The sequence below is a fragment of the Ignatzschineria larvae DSM 13226 genome (assembly GCF_038500265.1).
Taxonomy (GTDB): Bacteria; Pseudomonadota; Gammaproteobacteria; order Cardiobacteriales; family Wohlfahrtiimonadaceae; genus Ignatzschineria; species Ignatzschineria larvae.
The window spans coordinates 2,017,837-2,033,921 of sequence record NZ_CP150637.1; the positions used below are offsets into that span (position 1 = coordinate 2,017,837).

A 16,085-nucleotide genomic window follows, 5' to 3' on the forward strand; every position below is an offset into this window, starting at 1 on the left:
CAATTACTTTTGGTCTAATAGATCTGTCAGGATAGCAAAAGGATTTTTCTTATCCTCTTCTTCCAGATGTTCCTGATTCTTTAGAAAATCCCGACCCGCACAAGGTTCATCATCTTCATGATAAGGAATAATCGGCAATGCCATTAATAACTCATCTTCTACATGATAAAGAAAGCCGACAGGATCTGCCTCTTCGACAATAATCACATCTGCATCATCGCCTACAAGCTCCGCTTCATATTCACTTTTTACAGGAATCCAGCGAAATTGAACCTCCACTTCAAGGGGGAAAGGCTCAAGACAGCGCTGACATTCCACGTCAACATTGACAGAAGCTGTGCCGATAATACTTTGATGTTGGTTCTCATCGAGACCTGCGCTAAATGACAACACAATATCACCATTGATCTTCTCAACTGCTGCCTCTAAACGAGGGAAGAACTTACTCGGTAAATGGTCATTTTCGACCACATAACCATGTTCAATGGCTTGCCATATGGATAATGTAGAGTAATTCAAAGAACACCATCAATTCTAAATAAAGAGGGATATATTAATCTATTGCATATTTTTTTGCAATAAATCCATTCGCTAACGGACAAAATCACCACTTTTACCACCCTGTTTACGAAGTAGGGCAATCGATGAAATCTCCATCCGTTTATCAATAGCCTTTAACATATCATAAACTGTCAATAAGGCAACCGACGTTGCAGTTAAAGCTTCCATCTCAACCCCTGTAACACCATTTGTCGAGACCTCAACCTCGGCAATCACTTTACGTTCAGCTTCCACTAATTCAAATTCCACATTTACTTTTGTAAGAGGCAAAGGGTGACAAAGGGGAATCAAGTCTGAGGTTTTTTTAGCACCCTGAATGGCTGCAACGCGAGCAATACCGAGTACATTACCTTTAGAAACTTTCTCTTCAACTAGTGCGGTAAATGCAGCTTCATTCATCGTAATTGAACCTGTCGCAAGAGCAATACGCTTTGTTACAGCCTTATTACTGACATCCACCATATGTGCTTCACCAGCCGCATTCAAATGTGTTAATTGTGATTTTCCCATTCTATTTCTCTCTCTTTTAGACATCTCTCATCAATTTTCTATTATAGCCTATGCTACTTGGAAAATCCTCATAACCCCACCGGCTGATGATATACTCAGATCAGTTCAAAAAATAAGCCTTATTTAAATGCCGACGCATCGACTGCGTAATCTTCTAGATCACAATCCTCATCCATTTCATTCTCATGAATCAAAGCTAAATTCGCCATTCCACTACGCATTCTCGCTAAAGTCCGATCTCCTGATAAGAGGTAATGCCAACTTGGCAGTAGCTTCCCTTCATAACGCAGTCGATAGGCGCAACTTTCAGGTAACCAGGCTAATTGTGGAATATCTACTAATTGTAGTGAGATACACTCCGGCACATATTGATGGCGAACCCGATACTGCCGGCAGCCACCGTGACAAGTATCGAGCAGATTACAGGCAACACGTGTATAGAGAATTTCACCAGTATCTTCATCTTCTAGCTTATTCAAACAACAGAGCCCACAGCCATCACAGAGCGCCTCCCATTCTTGAGTCGATAATGACTCGAGCGGCGCTTCCCAAAATTTTTCTCTCATGATTCTATTTCTACCCTTTTACCTATGCTTAAGAATCTTTCTAAATTCTCGTCATTATAAGCAACTCTCTACCATTACGAGCAATAAAATAGTCTATTTCAGCAAAAGAGATGAAAACGTATCAACGATTCTCTCGATACTCTATTTGTTGGGGATATATCATCAAATGATATCTAACTTGAGAATATCTAACTTGGGCGCTTCTCTGAATGAGTCGTTTCATCACCCGTAAAGGCATCTTGCGGGATCTCCTCTACAGTTTGCACTACAGTTGCATTGGCAATCTGATGGACAGTCTCCTCTTTCACTTTTTTCAGTGTCAGGATTGATTCCACCTTATTATTTTTCACTGGCACATTAACATCTACGGATTCACTCTTCATCGATTTCACAAACCACTCTTGTCGGTCGATATCTTTCGCTTCTAAGCAGAGCGTGACCTCTAACTGACTTGCCTTTTCTACCCCATCATCATCTTGCAAGATCTTCTCGGGAAATTGTAAATAGTAAGCTATTTGACTTCCCACCAGAACAATTAGCCAAGAGAGATACATCCACATAATAAAGAGCACGACACTCGCAAAACCTGAATAGATCTGTGATTGTTTACCTGACATCACCACAAAATAGGTAAAGAGCTTCCCGATAAAATACCAAGCATTTGAAGCAATTAACGCCCCGATAAGCGCAGGAATAATATCCACTTTACGGTAGGTAATAAAGATATATCCAAGCCAAATCACAAAGGTAACGATGCCGATTGTAAAAGCTTGACCTAATAGAAAGTTAATCAATGGATTAGAGACAAAGCCGCTAACACGCAACACAATAGAACTTGAAAGAAATGAGAAAGCAAGAAAAGCAAAGATCGGCCCAATTAAAATCACAACGACATAATTGAGAATTCGCTCCCGTAAAGAGCGCCCTTTTGCTACGCGCCAAATACGATTAAAGGCCGATTCAATTGTCGTCATTAGGTTAATTGCAGTATAAAGCAATACCACAAATCCCGCTCCCCCGAGAATCACCCCTCGAGTATTCTCCACAAATCCCACCAATAAATTGACGAAATCATTGGCATTTTGCTCACCTAAGAAGGCTAACCCTTTAAGCATTAAGGGCTCAAGCTCATTGTGTACGCCAAATCCCGCTAAAATCGAAAAGGTAATCGCCAATAGCGGCACGATTGAGAGCATTGTCGTATAGGTCAATGCCTGCGCTCGCTCTTTAAAATTTGCTTGCTCATATTGAATCGCAAGACGATAGATAATCTGAATAATACGCCGAAAAAGAAAACAGGATCCCTCTTTTGACCAAAGCCAAGCTTCTAATTTTTCGATAATTGCTTTCATAAATGGATGTTGTTCGTTAAAGCGTTTGGAATCTAAAGTAAAATTCTACGCGAGTTCATCGAATGCATCTTTGATTAGAGCGATACGGCGACTTAAGGCATCTGAGGCATATTGTGTACTTAATTCAAAGTAACCCCATACCGGATTTGGCCAAGCAAGATCCGCCTCATAACGCGCAATTACATGCAGATGCAATTGACGAACGATATTTCCAAGCGCACCAATATTAAGCTTATCGGCATTAAATGCACTCTGCATCACTTTTGAAGCCATCCGTAGCTCTTTCAGAAGTTGCTCCTGATCTTCAATTGAGAGATCAATAATTTCTGCCACATTATCCCGTTTTGGAATCAAAATAATCCAAGGAAAGCGCGCTTCATTTTGAATACGCACTTCACATAAAGGGAGGTCTGTGACAAAACGGCTATTTTTTGCTAACTCTTCATTTAACTGCATGATTCTTTTCCTTTAGTTGTTATCTTTGATAATTATCTTGAGTTGTTAACGGTCATGATCATCGTTATAAAAATAATAGATAGACTAATATCCCCTATTTAAGGGTATTTTTCTACCCTTAAATAGTACAAGGGATAGCCTAATAACACTTAATATCAGCGATTTTAAACCTTAAATGATAGAAGTTATAATGGCGAATTTATCGCAATTATCGTCAATCTATAGCCGTTATCTGTTTTTATTATGGTTAATAATTTAAATAAAATCAAACTAGAATCAAACTAGAATCAAACAGATATCGAAAGTTATATGAGATAGTGTCTATATAAAAAATCTCTTCTGAAATTTTCAAAAGAGATTCTTCTCTAAACTTGGGCTTCAAATAATCTTCAAATGGTCTTTCAAATAGTTTTCAAATGATCCTTAAGCGCTTCATCATCAAATATTAGCTAAGTATCTTTAGAGTATTACTTTTGAGTATTACTCTTGAAACTGATCAATAGTTTTACTTAACGCCATCAGTTGCTCCCGGAATTTAAAATCTGCAAGCGCCGATCCTTTTTCCGCACGGATTAATTCACTCGCAATAATAAGGCCTGCCATGACAGCCGCTTTCTCAAGAGAGAGGCGACCTTTCTCCCGTAATTTACTGATCTCTGCATCTAATCTTGCTGCAGATTCTTTTAACACATCCACCTCAGAAGCCGGGCTACTAATAGGATACTCTTCATTGGCAATTCGAATAGGTACTACAACTGTTTCGCTCATTTTTTTCTCCTACATATTTTGTTGCATCGATTCAACGCGAGAAATCAATTTATTGAGTTTCTCAGATAAGAGCGCATTATCGGCGACTAATCGACTATTCTCTTGCTCTACAGTCTGTTTATATGCAGCCATATCTGCTTGCAAAGCAGCATTACGATCCTTCTCTTCTTGTAATGCTACTTTCAATTCATTTTTTTGCGACCCTAGTGCGATGATTTTCTTCTCAAGCATATCATATGCCGCTTTTACTGTCTCTGACACGATCTAATTCCCTCTTTTATGGTTTAACAAAACTTGGAATATCTCCATAATACCCCATTGCCATTCTTGCAAGACGTTTTTTCACAAAAGGAAGCTTATCCGCTGCCGATAATCCGAGATTTCGAACCCCTTTTACAAACCCAGACTTACTGGTAGAACTGCGTTTAAAAAGATCCATAGAGCCCATAATCAATAGGTTATGGGCTTTTCGGCGTTTCTCATACCGTTTTAAAATGGTCATATCCCCTAGCGAAATTCCTGCCTTTTTAGCATTGATTAACTCCTCAACCAAGGTGGCCGAATCAAGATAGCCAATATTGACCCCTAATCCTGCTAGCGGATGAATCGAATGCGCCGCATCTCCGGCAAGGGCAAAATTTGCTCGCACATAGTGTTGCGCATGATTTAAACGAAGCGGAAAAGCCCCTAACTCGCCTGCAACTTCAATTTTACCAAATTTTCCTTCAAAACCATTCGTTAACCGTTCAGAAAATGCTTCCGGCGATAGTGCTAATAATTCATCTGCCTCTTCGAAAGTCGTATGCCAAGCGAGTGAACAGCGACCATCACTAAGGGGGAGAAGCGCTAATGGTCCATTTTCTAAAAATCGTTGCCAGCAGCTATTTTCATGACTCTTTTCAGGGCGAACTTGACCTACAATAGTTTTCTGTCCATAACTCCAGCCTGTTGTCGGAATATTCGCCCAATCCCGCACCAATGAACGTCCACCATCCGCGCCAACGACTAATTCCGTTTCATAAGTATCGCCATTACTAAGCGTTACTTCAACGAGATCGCCTTTACGTACAAAAGATTCTAGTTTCGTATTATCTAGAATCGTCAAATTCTCCAGCTTCTGCGCCCGATCAAGCAGTACGCCTTGCGTTGCTTCATTATCAATAATCCAACCTAAAGCATCAGAACCAGTGCCTTGTGCATCAAAGGTCAATTCCCCTCGGCCACCTTCATCCCAGACATGCATATGTAAGAATGGTGTTACTCGACCTGTATGTTGCAATCCATCCCAAGCATCCACATATTGCAACCACTTCTTACTTGACGGAGTAAAAGCCGACACACGCAGGCCGTAATCATCTGTAGGATAGAGCTTTGCAAGAGGATGAAATTCAATCACTAAAACTTTCATTCCGGCCTTTGCCAAACCAATTGCAATACTTGATCCTACTAATCCTGCGCCATTAATAATAACATCAAATCGGTTACTCATATCAATACCTCGACTCTTTTATCTATGAATGCTTATCCATCAAGCACGCTCACTCTTATATATTTTTGAAGCCAGAATTTTGAATTCTCCATTCTAAGAACATCATTCTGAAATCGTTATTCTGAAATCATTATTCTGAAATCATTATTTTAAATCACTACGCTAAACTCTAATACGTCCCTGATTTTTCTCTGATATTCCCCTAATATCCCATGCCAAAACGCGCAATCCGCTTCTTTAGGGGTGGCAAATGACTAACTAAGCGCAATGCCACATTACGAATATGTGGCGCAATCGGAATATCGATCCCAAAACCTCGTACAAGGAAATCAGTCGCACCGACGACTTTCACTACATCTTTCCGACGATCTTTTTGATACGGTTTAAGCGTCTCTAAGGTCGGAATATTCCCGCCTGCAAAATAAGGCAGTAACAACTCGCAATCTCGAAAACCTAAATTAAGCCCTTGCCCGGCAATAGGATGCAGCGAATGCGCGCTGTTACCAATCAGTGTTAAACAAGATTTACAGACCGTTTTAGGAATCATGAGAGATAGCTCCCACACATGTCGATCTGTGACTGCTTCCACATCGCCTAATTCATAGCCGATACGATAGATAATCTCATCGGCAAATCGTTCATTAGACGCCGATTCCCACATCTCTTTATCCGCACGATCAGCAATTAATACTACTGCCATTTCATGACTACCAATAGGCAATAAGGCTAATGGCCCATCGCTCGTAAAGCGTTCATACGCCATATTGCGATGGGGCTTATTAAAACGTGCGCGCGCAATAACCGCTACTTGATCATAATCAGTATGATAAGACTCAATACCAGAGAGCATCCGTAAGTGAGAATGCATGCCTTCTGCTGCAATAATCCAATCAAAAGTATCGGCCTCTTTTCGGCTCAGTGATTGCAAAATAGATTCTGCTTTACCGTCCACCACTTGATAATCAGTGAGACGCGTTTCATCTAAGTAAATGATGTTATCACAAGCTTCAATTGCTTCATGCATTCCCAATACTAAGCGCCCAAGCGGAATCAGCGCACCAAAATCCTCTAGATGATGATCAGAGGCGTAGAGTTCTACTTTCGTTGCGTAGCCTTTTTCAGAGACATGCACACTCTCAATCGGAGTAGCATAAGGTTTAAGCGCCTGCCACAGATCAATCGACTCAAGAAATTTTACAGAGCGATGAGAGAGCGCGATCATTCTCGTATCTTGCTCTAAGAGAGCAGCTGTAGGCTTCTTATGTTGATCCACGACGACAATTGATAATGGACTCTTTTGCAATCCTAATGCGAAAGAGAGGCCTATCGGTCCCGCCCCTGAAATTAAAATACGCTTCTCTAACCCTTCCATCTTCCAATTTCCCACTCTATTTAGATCTATAACATATCGCTCTATTGTAACGATCTTCCTCAATGGAATATTGACACATCACAATTAAAGCCCATATTTATCTTTTTGATTTCTATTTAATATCTCAGGTAGAAATCCCTCACCCTATAACAATAAAAGCGTCATAATCCTCTATAAGAATTATACGCTTCCATTCATCAAGATGAGTACATTGATCTACTCTGTAGGTAGACTTAAAATTTCATAACCTGTTTCAGTCACTAATACGGCATGTTCCCATTGTGCTGTCAATGAACGATCTCTTGTGACCGCTGTCCAACCATCATTGAGCACTTTAACGCCAGGTTTGCCCACATTAATCATCGGTTCAATCGTGAAGATCATACCGGGTGCCATAATATCGCGCACCATTGGCGAATCATAGTGCAATACTTGAGGTGCTTCATGTAGGCTTAAGCCTACACCATGACCACAGAAATCTTGCACCACTGAATAATTATGCGCATGCGCATGCTTTTCAATCACACGCCCAATTTCGCGGAAAGGCACGCCCGGTTTGACCACTTCAATACCAAGCATCATACATTCATAGGTCACATCTACAAGGCGCTGCGCTAAGATCGAAACTTCCCCAACACAGAACATTTGACTACTATCGCCAAAATAACCATCTTTAGAGAGACAGATATCAATATTAACAATATCGCCCTCTTTTAAGGCTCGATCGCCCGGAATCCCATGACAGACCACATGATTAATTGAGATACACGATGCGCCGGGGAATGGTGGATTACCATAATTCAGACTTCCCGATACTAATCCCTCTTCTAACATCCAACTATGAATCAGCTCATCGAGTGATTTAGTGGTAACGCCCGGTTTTACATAAGGTTTAATTCGCTTCAAGAGATTCGCAACCGCTTGATTTGCTTTACGGATACCTTCAATTTGTTGTGCATCTTTAATAAAAATTTGTGACATATCGTTCCTTTCTTTTCTCCTAATAAATAGGTTTACTATTGATCACTGTCGTTTCTATCAGTTGGTCATTATAAGCAGGTCTATGAGCACATTGTTATGTGCGAGGTAAAGTCACCCCTGTCTGTCCTTGGTATTTGCCACCTCGATCCTTATATGAAACTTCACATTCACGATCGGATTCTAAAAAGAGCATCTGTGCAACACCTTCTCCGGCATAGATCTTCGCCGGAAGCGGCGTTGTGTTAGAAAACTCAAGGGTAACGTGTCCTTCCCACTCAGGTTCTAGTGGTGTGACATTCACGATAATACCGCAACGTGCATAGGTAGACTTCCCTAAACAAATGGTCAACACAGAACGAGGAATACGGAAATACTCAACGGTACGGGCAAGCGCAAAGGAGTTTGGGGGAATAATACAGACATCTGAAACCACATCAACAAAGCTATTTTCATCGAAATTTTTAGGATCGACAATGCTTGAATTAATATTGGTAAAGATCTTAAACTCATTACTGCAACGCACATCATAACCATAACTTGATGTGCCGTAGCTAATAATCCGTCCCTTCTCATTTTCCCGAATTTGTCCAGGCTCAAAAGGCTCGATCATGCCATATTTCTCTGCCTGTTCCCGAATCCAATGATCTGCTTTTATTGACATTCTCTATCCTTTTATTCTGTGCGTATTTAGTCTATGCGCTTTTCTTCAATATTATTTCATCTTGATAACCACTTCCCTACTCTACAATAACGCAGTGGCAACAGATTCTATTTCAATTCTTTACCTTGTGACTGCTGTACAACGACTTTCGGGAAGCCCGCCATTCGATCCCGCTCTCTTAAAGATAAAATGGCACTCATCTTAATCGCCATCTCTCGATAACGATCCGCTAATGGCCCGCCGGCAGTGACTGTCGGTGCGCCGCGATCTGCTTCTTGACGAATTGAGATATCCAGCGGCATCTGCCCAAGTAGTGCAACATTCGCTTCTTTTGCTAAATGATCACCACCTAGAGTACCAAAGATTGCCTCTTCGTGACCACATTGGCTACAGATATGAAAACTCATATTCTCAATAATACCCAGAATCGGCACGCCCACTTTCTCAAACATATTGATCCCTTTACGGGCATCTAATAACGCAATATCTTGAGGCGTTGTGATAATCACACTGCCGGCAACCGGAATCTGTTGTGCTAGTGTTAATTGAATATCGCCGGTTCCCGGTGGCATATCGATAATCAAATAATCGAGCGCTTTCCACGCAGTCTCTTTAAGCATCTGTGTCAAAGCAGATACTGCCATCGGTGCACGCCAAATAGCTGCATCGGCTTGTGCAATCAAATAACCGATCGAGTTACTCTGTAAACCTTGCGCCATAATAGGCTCCATCGATTTACCATCGAGAGAAACCGGTTTTTCGTGCGTATTGAGCATTGTTGGCAGACTAGGACCATAGATATCCGCATCTAAAATCCCCACACTTGCGCCCTCTTGCTGTAACGCTAGCGCTAAATTAACAGCTGTCGTAGATTTACCGACACCGCCCTTACCGGAAGCTACCGCAATAATATTCTTCACATTGGCCATTGCGTGCAATTGTCCTTGCACCTTATGCGCGACTACTTTACTCTCAACGGTTACTGTTGCGCTGTACCCCGTCTCTTGACTTATTAAAGTACTTAATGTTGTTTGGATCATTTCGCTATGGGCTTTGGCATAAAACCCTAAGACGATCTGCACGCTAATCTTCTTTTGTACATCATCGATCTCGATTGCTTTAACGCAACCCGCTGAGCGTAAATCCATTCCTAAATAACGATCAACTTCTTGACCAATAATCCCTGCAACAACATCCTTTGTAATTTTCATCTCTACCTCTAGCACTACTCTATTTTTGATTCTCTATTCTATCACTCATTCAAGGATAAATTCATTTTCATCTTCCTCTCATTCGTACTAGATCGATTCTCACTTAATTCATTCATTCTTCATTCGGTGATTTTGAATTGATTTCTAAGATCCTGAATGCTTTTTCTATCAACCACCATCGATCTCTATCGACTGCGGTTAACTCACCTCTGTTGCGAATTCGCTACTGCCAATCTTCGGCAACTTTTGCCATCAGTTGCTGACCTAAGGGTGTGCGCGCCTCACTGTTAACCGTCAATTCCTCACTGACCCGAGAAAGCTTTAACACGATATCCGCTTCCGGCAAAACACCTGCCCCTTTCTCCGGCCATTCGATGAGCCAAATACCACTCTCTTCTAATAATCCTAAATCAAAGAGCTCTACCGGCGAAGCAAGGCGATAGAGATCGGCGTGAAGTACCATCAACGCCGGCAATTCATAAGGTTCGATCAAAGTATAAGTGGGGCTTTTAATCGCCCCCTTAACCCCTAATGCTTGAATAAAGTGGCGAGAAAAGGCAGTTTTACCCGCACCTAACTGCCCCTCTAAATAAATTTTACAATCGGTAATGGCTAAATTTTGTAGCCATTTAGCCAATGTTCTTGCCCATAAATCGGTCTCTTTCTCTGAAGAGAAGATCCATTGCATCGCTGTCTTTTGTGAGATTTCATCCATTTTTTTTGTCATTTTCTCTGCCATTTCTTCGGCCATTTTTAGGCCATCCTATCCATCTTATTACATTCCCCGTAATACTGATCTTGTTACGCTCATATCATTATTGCCCTAACTTTATCGGCGCTTGATCTGTCGGTAATTTTTTAGATAACAACCATAAGCGAATATTGAGAAAGATCGCCGCAAAAGTTAAACCGGCAATTAAGCCCATCCAAACGCCGGGCGCTTCTAGCTGTTTCACCACCCCAAGATAGTAACAGAGTGGAAAAGCAATCAACCAATAGGAGGCGATCCCTAAGAACATCGGCACTTTTGTATCTTTCATTCCCCGCAACACGCCATTGGCTGAGATCTGCATTCCATCAGGCAATTGGAAGAAGATAGAGTAGATAATTAAGCCCGCACTCATCTCAATAATCGCCGGATTGCTATTAAAGAGTTGTGGAATATGGTAACGCGCGCCATAAAGAATCAAGCTTGTCACTAACATCAAAGCGATCACCACTGTGCGCCCCATTCTGCTCACTCGTAATACACTCTCATAATCCATTCGTCCCATTCGCTGACCGATCATCGAGGTAATCGCCATTGCAGTACTGAGTGGAATCATAAAGGTCATTGAGGTAATGGCCAAAGAGATCTGATGACTTGCAACCACCACCGTCCCAAATTGTCCTAAAATCAAACCCGCCGCCGAGAAAATCGCCACTTCCGCAAAGAACGTTGCGCCACTCGGTAACCCTACGTGTACCATCTCTTTTAATCTCGCATCCGGCTTTTCTAATTTACGCACTAAACGCAAGCTTCGTAATCGAGGATCGATAAAGGTAAAACCCACTAACAAAAAGAGCATCACCCAGAAAGTTAAGGCAGTGCCTAACCCCGAACCGACAATCCCATAGCTTGGTAGCCCAATCGGTGCATAACCATTGACGAGGAGATAGTTTAAAATCCCATTCACTACAAATCCGACACCACATACGATCGTAATCGGCACCGGGCGTGCAACTCCCTCACAGACGGCACGCAAACTATTAAAAACAAAAATCGCTGGCACCCCCACACTCAAAGCGCGTAGATAAGAGACCGAGTCCAGAATGAGTTCCGCTTCCACTTGTAGCCATTGTAGTAGCGTCCCTGAGAAGAAATTCATTACAAGCAGGACAACCACCATAAGAACAACTGAAATCAAGAGCCCGTTGTGCCAAATATTCGCCACATCTTCGCTCTTACCTTTACCAAATTCGTGGGCACTAAAGATCGCCACACTCATCAAAACGCCGGTACTAAAAAGTAGTAATGGGTTCCAGATCATCACCCCCAATCCCACAGAAGCCTGTGTATGATCGGCATAATGCCCGGTAATCGCGATATCGGTCACGCCCATCCCCACCAAAAACCATTGGGTAATAAGAATCGGTAATGTGAGGGCAAATAACATCTGCAACTCATCTTTTTGAAAATGAAAATAGCGACTCACGCCCACAATAAAACTCCTTGATTGATTCTGTATCTAACACTTCATTCCCCCCTATTATCCGCATCGACATCACCATCATAAGACAACGATGAGACCATTGATAAGACAACAATTGAATAAAGCGAGAATAATAGAGGATTGATAAATGGGCTCTATTTTACCTTAGTTTAGGGAATACTCTGAAAAAATATCATCAAGGGTCATTGCCCAAGAATATTCCCCGATACAATTCTTCTGCTGCGCCTTTTATTATGAGCCTTGTCGCAACCCCTGAAAGACAATCTCCGCCATCTTTTTACTAATGCCGGGCACTTTCTCAATGTCACTCACTGCGGCTTTTTTCAGTGATTCCAAGCCCCCAAAGTGAGTTAAGAGTGCGGTTCTTCTTGCTTCTCCAATGCCGGGAATATCCTCTAACAGTGAGCGCCGGCGTGCTTTATCTCGGCGTGCTCTATGCCCTTCAATGGCAAAGCGGTGTGTTTCATCTCGAATCTGCGTGAGAAGATGAAATGCCGGGGATTGTGGACTCAACAGTAAGCGTGTTTTATCCCGAAGCCAGATCATATCTTTACCTCGAACCTTACCCTCTCCTTCTGAGATCGCAAGTAGAAAAATTGACGTAATATTGAGCGCATCGAGCACCTCAATCGCCACTTGCAACTGCCCTTTGCCACCATCAATGAGTAAGATATCCGGATAATCTGCCGGGTCTTTGCCCTTTAAGCGCCGCGTTAAGGCTTGTCGCATCGCCTCATAATCATCGCCCGGGGTAATCCCTTCAATATTAAAGCGCCGGTAATGCTGTTTCGCAAAGCCCTCAGTGGTAAAGACAACATCTGCCGCAACGGTTCGCTCCCCAAAGCTATGCGAGTTATCAAAGCACTCTATTCGGCGAATCGCTCTATCAAATCCTAACACTTCGCCTAGTGCAAAGAGGCGATCTTCCACTTGAGATCGGCTCGCTAATTTCACTTTAAGGGAATGCTCGGCATTATTCTCCACCATCTCAAGCCATTGCCGTTTACGCCCCCGTAAATGACGGCTATATTGCAGCTGTACCGCATAAGGGCTAATCTCGGCAAGCCCTGTGACGAGCCAACTCTCTTCCTCTTTCGGCAAAGTTCGATTGAGAATAATCGTTCGTGGGGGAAGACGGTGTTCGCCATAATATTGACTAACAAATGCCTCCATCACCTCTTCTGCCGGCGTACCACTTGGCACTTTAGGGAAATAGGCTCTTGTGCCGAGCACCCTGCCATCGCGGATGGTCATCACTTCAATATTGACCAATTCCGCAGCTTCCGCATAAGCGATAATATCTAAGGAATCATGACTCTCTTCCATTAGATTTCGCCCTTGAATCTCCCGAATATATTGAATTTGATCCCGGACAATAGCCGCCTCTTCAAAGGCCATTGATTGACTCAACTGTGTCATCTTCTCAATAAGATGGTCTACCAGTTTTTGTGATTCGCCGGTTAAAAAGAGCACAGCTTCATCCACACTCTCTTGATAATCTTGCTGAGAAATCTTCTCGACACAAGGGCCACTACAGCGCTGAATCTGATATTGCAAACAAGGGCGCGTACGATTGGCAAAAAAACTATCCTCACACTCCCGCACCCGAAAAACCTTCTTCATCAAATTGAGCGTCTCTTTCACCGCTAATGAAGAGGGATACGGCCCAAACATTCGCCCCCGTTTTTTACGGGCGCCACGATAGAAGCTAAAACGAGGAAAAGGATGATCCGAGAGATAGATATAAGGATAGCTCTTATCATCAATTAAACGTACATTGTAACGCGGGCGGTGCGCTTTAATGAGATTGCTCTCGAGCACAAGCGCATCTTTTTCAGTAGCAGTAAGGGTCGTTTCAATTGAATCTATATTTGCCACTAACGCTTGCGTTTTAGGAGGAAGATTTTTGGTCTTAAAGTAGCTAGTGAGGCGGTTTTTAAGATTCTTGGCTTTTCCAACATAGATGATATCGCCCGCACTGTCGCGCATCACATAAACGCCGGAAGTCGTGGGTGCATTTTTTAAAAAATGGTCTGCATCAAAAGGCATAGTTGTTGGCTCATTTCCTAAAATTAGTCATGATTAACATAAAAATATTTCAATAAATATCAATTAACATAAATAAAAATTATTTATTAAAATTCAAAATTATAGAAGATTAAACATATGATTATATCAATAAATATCCCGTGATTATTACACAGAAATCTACTATCAAAATAAGATTCAATGATATATTATCAACCTCGTGTAACTAAAGGACAGATCAAACAAGAGGCCAAACCCATGTCACATAGAAACTCACTGCAAGATGTGTTACAAAATATTGACCCCGTACTCTCAAGTGAAACATATGTCTATGTCGGTCTTGCTGATCATTCCCTTCTTAAAGTGCTAGGTTTTGACCCCTTAGCATTTTATAAAGAACGTGAAGGAATCACGCTCATTCTACGCAAAGAAGAGGCAGATAACAATTTCCTGAAATATGAGGGCGAATATTGCAAAATTACCCTCAATGTGCCATTTAAACCGATCAGCACAGGCCTAACCGCTATTATCTCAAGCGCACTTGCTAAAGCCGGCATCGGTATTAAACCCGTTCATACCGTCTATAATAGCTATGTGCTGATCAATAAGCCTGATGCCCATGTTGCACTTGAGATTATCACCGCTCTTCAAAGAAAGATCCAAGGGATGAATGCACATTAGAATGCTTGAGCCATTCAATCGGTCAGGGAATATAGTTTAAAGTACTTCTACCGCCATTATTGCGAAGCATTCATTTGTGCCAATTGATAGAGTTTCGCAATATTTCTAGCGGTATGTACTAAGTTCCGTTCGCTCTCTAACAGCGCCTTTTCTAACGCTTCCGGTCGTTGAGTAATCGTGAAAACTGCATCAATGCCATGAGAATATACCGCATCGGCATCTCCCCCTAGTGCCCCGGCAATCCCAATGACCGGTTTATGATACCGTTTCGCTAATTGCGCAACCCCCTTCGGGGTTTTGCCAAAAATCGTCTGCCCATCAATCTTCCCCTCTCCTGTAATCACTAGATCAGCCTCTAATAGATACTTTTCAAGCTCAACAATCTCCATTACCAGATCAATGCCGGGCAGCAGTTCTCCCGCTAAATAAGCCAATGCGGCAAACCCTAATCCGCCGGCAGCGCCTGCTCCTAATCGATCGGCATAATCCATTCCTATCGTTGAAGCGGTTACCTTCGCAAAGTGAGTTAAAGCCTCATCTAAAGCAGTGACCATCTCCGGCGTTGCCCCTTTCTGCGGACCAAAAATAGCAGAAGCCCCCCGTTCTCCTACAAGAGGATTATCCACATCGCAAGCGATCAAGAAATGAGTATCCTCAATACGAGTATCAAAAGCAGAAAGATCAATCTTTACTACCGATTTTAAAGCGATACCACCGCCTTCAACTTCTTTTCCTGCTTGGTCTAAGAACCGAGCGCCTAAAGCACGTAACATTCCACTGCCGGCATCATTAGTAGCGCTTCCCCCAATCGCGAGCATAATACTCTTAGCACCGCGATTAAGGGCATCTTTGATTAATTCCCCAGTACCATAACTGGTCGTTATTCTCGGATCTCGTTCTTCGGTAGTGAGTAAAGCTAATCCACTTGCCGTAGCCATCTCAATAATCGCAAGTCCCTCTGGCGTTAAACCGTAATGTGCCGTAATAATGCGCCCTAAGGGATCTTCTACTTCACAAGCGATTAATGTGCCTTGCTTTGCATCAATGAGTGCCTGTAAGGTTCCCTCCCCGCCATCTGCCACCGGAATTTTAATATAGGTTGCTTCCGGGAAAATCTCGCGAAATCCCTGCTCTATTCCATTGGCAACCTCAATCGCCGTTAAACTCTCTTTAAATGAATCAGGTGCAATAACAATTTTCATACGATTCCTCTCTATTTCTCATCTCAAAAGCGGA

The 16,085-nt window shown here is 42.4% G+C and carries 17 protein-coding genes; 1 reads left to right on the plus strand and 16 read right to left on the minus strand.

Annotated features, from left to right (window positions below):
• Nucleotides 1-3 precede the first annotated feature (3 nt).
• The 15 genes from WMO13_RS08340 to uvrC form a co-directional block, all read right to left on the minus strand.
• Nucleotides 4-519 (minus strand): YceD family protein, encoded by a 516-nt coding sequence (locus WMO13_RS08340; protein WP_084331395.1) that lies wholly within the window; start codon nucleotides 517-519, stop codon nucleotides 4-6.
• Between the two features lie 72 nt (nucleotides 520-591).
• A complete protein-coding gene (gene moaC, locus WMO13_RS08345) occupies nucleotides 592-1,071 on the minus strand; it encodes a cyclic pyranopterin monophosphate synthase MoaC (protein WP_026878150.1) in 480 nt (159 codons plus the stop codon).
• A gap of 119 nt (nucleotides 1,072-1,190) precedes the next feature.
• Nucleotides 1,191-1,637: a YcgN family cysteine cluster protein gene (locus WMO13_RS08350; protein ID WP_026878151.1), complete on the minus strand. Its 447-nt coding sequence runs from the start codon at nucleotides 1,635-1,637 to the stop codon at nucleotides 1,191-1,193.
• A gap of 188 nt (nucleotides 1,638-1,825) precedes the next feature.
• Entirely contained in the window at nucleotides 1,826-2,989 is a 1,164-nt protein-coding gene (locus tag WMO13_RS08355; protein ID WP_051396034.1) for a YihY/virulence factor BrkB family protein, read from the minus strand.
• Nucleotides 2,990-3,034: 45 nt separating this feature from the next.
• Complete coding sequence (locus WMO13_RS08360) at nucleotides 3,035-3,445, minus strand: HIT domain-containing protein (RefSeq protein ID WP_026878152.1); 411 nt, start codon at nucleotides 3,443-3,445, stop codon at nucleotides 3,035-3,037.
• Between the two features lie 480 nt (nucleotides 3,446-3,925).
• The gene (locus WMO13_RS08365; RefSeq protein WP_026878153.1) at nucleotides 3,926-4,213 is read right to left on the minus strand and encodes a cell division protein ZapA; all 288 of its coding nucleotides are present in this window, start codon (nucleotides 4,211-4,213) and stop codon (nucleotides 3,926-3,928) included.
• Nucleotides 4,214-4,222: 9 nt separating this feature from the next.
• Nucleotides 4,223-4,474, minus strand: coding sequence for a hypothetical protein (locus tag WMO13_RS08370; protein WP_026878154.1), 252 nt, complete (start codon nucleotides 4,472-4,474; stop codon nucleotides 4,223-4,225).
• Between the two features lie 16 nt (nucleotides 4,475-4,490).
• Nucleotides 4,491-5,702 (minus strand): UbiH/UbiF/VisC/COQ6 family ubiquinone biosynthesis hydroxylase, encoded by a 1,212-nt coding sequence (locus WMO13_RS08375; protein ID WP_026878155.1) that lies wholly within the window; start codon nucleotides 5,700-5,702, stop codon nucleotides 4,491-4,493.
• 202 nt (nucleotides 5,703-5,904) lie between these two features.
• A complete protein-coding gene (locus tag WMO13_RS08380) occupies nucleotides 5,905-7,074 on the minus strand; it encodes an FAD-dependent monooxygenase (RefSeq protein WP_026878156.1) in 1,170 nt (389 codons plus the stop codon).
• A gap of 216 nt (nucleotides 7,075-7,290) precedes the next feature.
• Complete coding sequence (map, locus tag WMO13_RS08385; RefSeq protein ID WP_270049090.1) at nucleotides 7,291-8,079, minus strand: type I methionyl aminopeptidase; 789 nt, start codon at nucleotides 8,077-8,079, stop codon at nucleotides 7,291-7,293.
• A 70-nt stretch (nucleotides 8,080-8,149) separates the two neighbouring features.
• On the minus strand, nucleotides 8,150-8,716 hold the full coding sequence (gene dcd / locus WMO13_RS08390) for a dCTP deaminase (protein ID WP_026878158.1): 567 nt from the start codon (nucleotides 8,714-8,716) through the stop codon (nucleotides 8,150-8,152).
• 107 nt (nucleotides 8,717-8,823) lie between these two features.
• Entirely contained in the window at nucleotides 8,824-9,927 is a 1,104-nt protein-coding gene (gene apbC / locus WMO13_RS08395; protein WP_026878159.1) for an iron-sulfur cluster carrier protein ApbC, read from the minus strand.
• A gap of 223 nt (nucleotides 9,928-10,150) precedes the next feature.
• On the minus strand, nucleotides 10,151-10,678 hold the full coding sequence (gene tsaE, locus WMO13_RS08400; protein ID WP_051396036.1) for a tRNA (adenosine(37)-N6)-threonylcarbamoyltransferase complex ATPase subunit type 1 TsaE: 528 nt from the start codon (nucleotides 10,676-10,678) through the stop codon (nucleotides 10,151-10,153).
• A gap of 64 nt (nucleotides 10,679-10,742) precedes the next feature.
• On the minus strand, nucleotides 10,743-12,122 hold the full coding sequence (locus WMO13_RS08405; protein WP_026878161.1) for an MATE family efflux transporter: 1,380 nt from the start codon (nucleotides 12,120-12,122) through the stop codon (nucleotides 10,743-10,745).
• 249 nt (nucleotides 12,123-12,371) lie between these two features.
• On the minus strand, nucleotides 12,372-14,189 hold the full coding sequence (gene uvrC, locus WMO13_RS08410) for an excinuclease ABC subunit UvrC (RefSeq protein ID WP_026878162.1): 1,818 nt from the start codon (nucleotides 14,187-14,189) through the stop codon (nucleotides 12,372-12,374).
• Between the two features lie 180 nt (nucleotides 14,190-14,369).
• Between uvrC and WMO13_RS08415 the strand changes: the two genes are divergently transcribed.
• Nucleotides 14,370-14,849, plus strand: a complete 480-nt coding sequence (locus WMO13_RS08415) for an ACT domain-containing protein (protein WP_026878163.1) — start codon at nucleotides 14,370-14,372, stop codon at nucleotides 14,847-14,849.
• A gap of 56 nt (nucleotides 14,850-14,905) precedes the next feature.
• Here WMO13_RS08415 and WMO13_RS08420 read toward each other — a convergent pair whose 3' ends face one another.
• On the minus strand, nucleotides 14,906-16,051 hold the full coding sequence (locus WMO13_RS08420) for a glycerate kinase (protein WP_026878164.1): 1,146 nt from the start codon (nucleotides 16,049-16,051) through the stop codon (nucleotides 14,906-14,908).
• Nucleotides 16,052-16,085 lie beyond the last annotated feature (34 nt).

Coding starts and splice junctions, on each gene's coding strand:
- WMO13_RS08415 (WP_026878163.1), top strand. CDS start 14,370: ATGATATATTATCAACCTCGTGTAACTAAAGGACAGATCAAACAAGAG.
- WMO13_RS08420 (WP_026878164.1), bottom strand. CDS start 16,051: ATGAAAATTGTTATTGCACCTGATTCATTTAAAGAGAGTTTAACGGCG.
- WMO13_RS08350 (WP_026878151.1), bottom strand. CDS start 1,637: ATGAGAGAAAAATTTTGGGAAGCGCCGCTCGAGTCATTATCGACTCAA.
- moaC (WP_026878150.1), bottom strand. CDS start 1,071: ATGGGAAAATCACAATTAACACATTTGAATGCGGCTGGTGAAGCACAT.
- WMO13_RS08380 (WP_026878156.1), bottom strand. CDS start 7,074: ATGGAAGGGTTAGAGAAGCGTATTTTAATTTCAGGGGCGGGACCGATA.
- apbC (WP_026878159.1), bottom strand. CDS start 9,927: ATGAAAATTACAAAGGATGTTGTTGCAGGGATTATTGGTCAAGAAGTT.
- dcd (WP_026878158.1), bottom strand. CDS start 8,716: ATGTCAATAAAAGCAGATCATTGGATTCGGGAACAGGCAGAGAAATAT.
- uvrC (WP_026878162.1), bottom strand. CDS start 14,189: ATGCCTTTTGATGCAGACCATTTTTTAAAAAATGCACCCACGACTTCC.
- WMO13_RS08360 (WP_026878152.1), bottom strand. CDS start 3,445: ATGCAGTTAAATGAAGAGTTAGCAAAAAATAGCCGTTTTGTCACAGAC.
- WMO13_RS08365 (WP_026878153.1), bottom strand. CDS start 4,213: ATGAGCGAAACAGTTGTAGTACCTATTCGAATTGCCAATGAAGAGTAT.
- tsaE (WP_051396036.1), bottom strand. CDS start 10,678: ATGGCCGAAGAAATGGCAGAGAAAATGACAAAAAAAATGGATGAAATC.
- WMO13_RS08375 (WP_026878155.1), bottom strand. CDS start 5,702: ATGAGTAACCGATTTGATGTTATTATTAATGGCGCAGGATTAGTAGGA.
- WMO13_RS08355 (WP_051396034.1), bottom strand. CDS start 2,989: ATGAAAGCAATTATCGAAAAATTAGAAGCTTGGCTTTGGTCAAAAGAG.